The organism is Phycisphaerae bacterium, from assembly GCA_024102815.1.
Classification (GTDB): domain Bacteria; phylum Planctomycetota; class Phycisphaerae; order UBA1845; family UBA1845; genus JAGFJJ01.
In genome coordinates this window covers 1-4,521 of sequence record JAGFJJ010000028.1, presented here as the reverse complement: position 1 = coordinate 4,521, position 4,521 = coordinate 1, and the positions used below count along the sequence as shown (strand labels likewise).

The 4,521-nt window shown below is 60.7% G+C and carries 3 protein-coding genes; all 3 read left to right on the top strand.

Annotation, left to right across the window (positions count from 1 at the left end; genetic code table 11):
* Nucleotides 1-726: DUF362 domain-containing protein (locus J5J06_07320; GenBank protein ID MCO6436880.1), on the top strand; the 726-nt coding region annotated here is incomplete at its 5' end.
* Nucleotides 727-1,292: 566 nt separating this feature from the next.
* Nucleotides 1,293-2,273 (top strand): prepilin-type N-terminal cleavage/methylation domain-containing protein, encoded by a 981-nt coding sequence (locus tag J5J06_07315; protein MCO6436879.1) that lies wholly within the window; start codon nt 1,293-1,295, stop codon nt 2,271-2,273.
* A gap of 333 nt (nt 2,274-2,606) precedes the next feature.
* The gene (locus J5J06_07310) at nt 2,607-4,274 is read left to right on the top strand and encodes a hypothetical protein (protein MCO6436878.1); all 1,668 of its coding nucleotides are present in this window, start codon (nt 2,607-2,609) and stop codon (nt 4,272-4,274) included.
* Nucleotides 4,275-4,521: the final 247 nt, after the last annotated feature.

Genomic DNA, 4,521 nt, shown 5'->3' with positions numbered 1-4,521 from the left:
ACGACGCTTGCCGGCGCGTGGCGGGCGCTGCTGGGCGACGCGAAATCGGTCGCGGTCAAGTTCAACCAGGTCGGGGCGCCGACGATCGGGACGACGGAGCGCTGTGCGACGGCGATCGTGGAGTCGCTGGCGGAGGCCGATTATGCGCCGGACCGGGTGGTGTTGGTGGAGACGGCGGAGCGGGTGCGGCGGGAGCTGGGGTGTCGCGGGCCGGTGAGCGGGTGGGGGGCATCGATTCCGGTCGGGGAGAACCAGGAGCAGGTGGCCCGGTGGTTGCTGGAAGCGGATGCGGTGGTGAACGTGCCGTTTCTGAAGACGCATCAGATCGCGGGGATGTCGGGCTGTCTGAAGAATATATCGCATGCGGTGATCCGCCACCCGGCCCGCTACCACGCGAACGGGTGCGCGCCGTATGTAGGGCAAGTTATTTCTGCGAAAGAAGTTAGCGAGAAGCTGCGCGTGCACGTGATGGACGCGGTGCGGATTGTGGTTCGCAATGGGCCGGATGCGCGGGTGGAGGATGTGGTTGGTCTGGGAGCGGTTTTTGCGGGGGTGGACCCGGTTGCGGTGGACACGGTCGCGTTGGAGTCGCTGGGCGTGGAGCGGTTGCGGCTGGGGCTGCCGGGGCTGATCGACGTTCCGTCGCTGGTGGCGGCGGGGCAGATGGTGGTGGGGCGGTGGCGGCCGGCGGAAATTGATCGTGTGCAGATCAATTTGGATACCTGACGCCCGGGCAATCCGAATGAATTTGAACTTGACACGCGCCTGCGTCGAAGTATGCTTTTAGATGTTGCGGAGCGTGACGGACGCTACCTGGCTGATTGATCGTCTTCATACTGCTGTTCATACACGACGTACCGATCCATCATCAGCCATCATTGGTTTGTCCCGCCAGCTAGCCTGCCTGCCGCACCGCACGCCGTAGTTGGTTTCCGGGTTGTCGCGTCGTCCGCGGATGGAATCTGCGGGGGTGGCGTTTACGATTCGGCTGGCTGCGGCGACTTGAGCTTGGACATGGCCGGATGTGCGTGCGACCTCCCCCGCCTGTGGGAGGTGCGCAGCCGACTCGCGCACGGATCAGCTTTGGGGCTGGTCGGTGGGCGGGCCGGAGGCGGCATGTACACGTGTTTCGAGTGCGGTTGGGTTGGCGGCCGCGGCGCGGCAGCGTGCGTCGCTTATTTCGCCAGAACTTGTTCCTGTTCTTACGGTCCCGGACGCAACGGGCGACGCGGACGGCAACAGGACCGACGCTCCAACACCCGGTGGATACGGGCGCTTCAGGAGGCTTCGCTGTGAAGAGAAAAGGTTTTACCCTCATTGAGCTGCTGGTGGTGGTGGCCATCATCGCGCTGCTCATCTCGATCCTGCTGCCGAGCTTGTCGCGGGCGCGCGAGCTGGCGAAGCGGGCGGTGTGTGCGTCGAACCTGCGTGGCATTGGTCAGGGCGAGCACATCTACGCCAACGACAACGCGGAATGGTTCCCGATCCACTTCTTCAGCGGCAACGGGACCAGCCAGCCGAACATCGCGCCGCAACTCGGCGCCGTGAACTATCCCGGCACGATGGGCTTCGACGGCACGAACGTGGCCGCCACCATTCGCCTGCCCACCGGCGACCCGGCCACCGTTCCGGGTGGTCAGGTGTTCCCGGCGAACCAGAACCACGTCAGCCGCGCGATGTTCCTGCTGGTGATTGCCGGCCAGAGCACGCCGGGCCAGTTCATCTGCCCGAGTTCGGAAGACCAGGAAGACCCGCTGCGTGATGAAGAGATGCCCGCCCAGCAGGTCGCGGCGCAGCCCGGCATCAACCGCTTCGACTTCCGCGGCTATCCGTTCCTGAGCTACGGCTACCAGAACCCGTTCGGCCGCCGCGGCAAGCCGCGCGAGACGCTCGACACGCGCATGCCGATCAACGCTGACAAGGGTCCGTTCTACACGTCGGGTACCGGCACGCGCGACCAGGTGGTGAATCAGGCGATGCCGCCGACCGGCGGCGTTTTTGCGGGCGACGCCCTGTCGATCATTCGCGTGTCGAACGACCAGTGGCGTCCGTACAACAGCCGGAACCACAATGAGGAAGGTCAGAACGTCCTGTTCGTCGACGGTCACGTGGACTTCCTGCGTCGTCCGATCGAGGGCGTGAACCAAGACAACATCTACACCGCGGCGAACAACTTCATTGACCTGCGGGGCTTCTACCTGGGTGTGGTTCCGGGTGGGCAGACCCCGAACACGGCGCCGCTGGTCAACACGGACTCGGTGATCATCCCGTAGTTCGCTGACGACGCCGCAGACTGGTGTTCTCATGAGAGGCGGTTCGACCTGCGGGTCGAGCCGCTTCTTTTTCTTTTCTTGACAAATTTCTTGTACGCGTCGCGTAGAGCCAGATTCTGGTCCGCAACCGGTCACGGCTCGCTGATCGATCATTTGTGCAATGAACCCGATGCTAGTACTGTATGGTCTCATTTAACAACACACGTGGCTCCCGCGCGGAGCAGTCCTTTAGGGATTGTCCGGATCGCGGAGTTCGCTATCGTGGCATTGCGCTCAACGGTCCGTCTTCCGGATAGCGGCGTTGGTGCGTATCGCTGACGAAGGGGACTACACATGTGTTCGAATCGTGCCACTGCTCGTGCCACTGCGTTGTTTGTTGGACTCGCGGCGCTCGGCGGCGCAACGGCTCTCGCCCAATGCGTGACTACCCGCTCGCCGTGCGATGGCGATATCACCGGCGATTCGGTCGTCGATTTTGCAGACTACGCTGCAATCACCGCTTGCTGGGGTACGCAGTGCGGCGACTTGGACGGTGACGCTACAACCGATTTCGATGATCTAGCGATCTACAGCGCAAATCTCGGGTGCGACAATCGTAACATTGTCGTTGTGGACGACTTCCTATGGGTTGACGACGATCCGAACGCTCCCTATTACAGTCACTCGCTTAATGACGTAGGCCGAGTGTTCATTAACGACAGCCAAGAGCTTGTCTACGTAGTGGTCGTCACGCAGGGGCCCGCTAGCAACAAGCACCATTACGCGTTGTTGAAGAAGAATGTTAATGCGTCCTCAGCACCGGCTAGCTATATTGCTGTGCAAGGCGGCAACCTGCATGGCGGGGACGCGATTGAGACGTCCTTCTGCCATAGGGATTGCGATCCGCCGCCAGACACCGACTGCTTCAACCAAGATGGCGTTCCGTTCGACATCAGGTCTGAGGGAATCGATGAGTCGGGCACGTTAGCCTACTGGGCTAAGCTTCTCATCTATGACTCGCAACTCGGCCGGTGGACGTCTTCTGGGCACGACGGCGTCTACGAATACAATGGATCAACAACGACTAAAGTCGTGAGCGAGGCAGATTATTGGGATCTGGGCGATCCGAACAGCTTTCGCATCGCGGGCGTATGGGACGACCCTTACAACGAGGGTGGCGACTGGACGCATATTGACGCTGACGGGCGCGTGTTCTTCGGCGTGTACGACTCGGCGGGGACTTGCGATAACAATAACAACCCTGCATGGCACATTTCGACCGCAGACGAACGGCCGAATGATCTTCTGACCGTCGACGCGATGAAAACGATCTCCACTCCTTGTGGCGGCGCGTTCCAGTACGTCGATTCGCTGGCCTTTAACGGAAGCTACAATGACTACACCGTCGCGTCGATTGGGATCATTGACGAGAGTGTCAGCCCGAGCGAGAGTTGGGAGGCGCTGATCGGCGTCGATCTGGCTAGTTCGGCCATCGCCTGTTTGGCGGAAACGCCCTACAGCACTTCTTATCCGCGCTACGAGGGTATCTGGTTCCCCGAAATCGGAACGCTCGACACTATAAACGCTACTACAGACGCAGTCTTCCTGTCAGAGTACAAGACGTCAGGCAGCTTCTTTACTCACGTCTTGCGTCACTTGGTGCTGGGCACCGGCAATCCACCTTCAGACATCGCGGTTGCCGGCACGTCGAAAGACTGTAACAATCAGACACTGTTGTGGCCATTCATCACTTCACCCGTGATCGGCATGCAGAGTCCCGGAAATCCAGTCGTAGTGTTCGGCAACGCAGATTATGATGGATACTCAATCAGGCTGTATTTCTACGATGCGAATGGTGATATCAGACCGATTCTGAAAGTCGGCGACTATGTTAACGGATTGCGCGTGACGTGGATTGACTACTGGGATGTCAATAATGTCGGCGATGTTGCGATTGTCGTGCAGGTCGATCGTGCTGACTTCGATCGCCTTGTTATTGTGAAACGGTTGCCGCTAAACTGAACGTAGAAGCATCGATGAAGGCGATGTGGTCGTCTTCGGCTTGAACGGATCGCGCGGCTAATCGAGCCGCAGCACGGTTACGGCTACAAGAGCGGCTTGGCCCTGCGGGCCGAGCCGCTTTCTTTTTGGCGGGGGGGGGGGCGGACGGCTCGTCCCCGGACGCAGCAGCCTTCGGCTAGACTCAGCGCAATGTGGAGCGGTTGGTGAAAGCGGAGGCGGCGCGTCAGGACGGGCCGGCGGAGCGGCT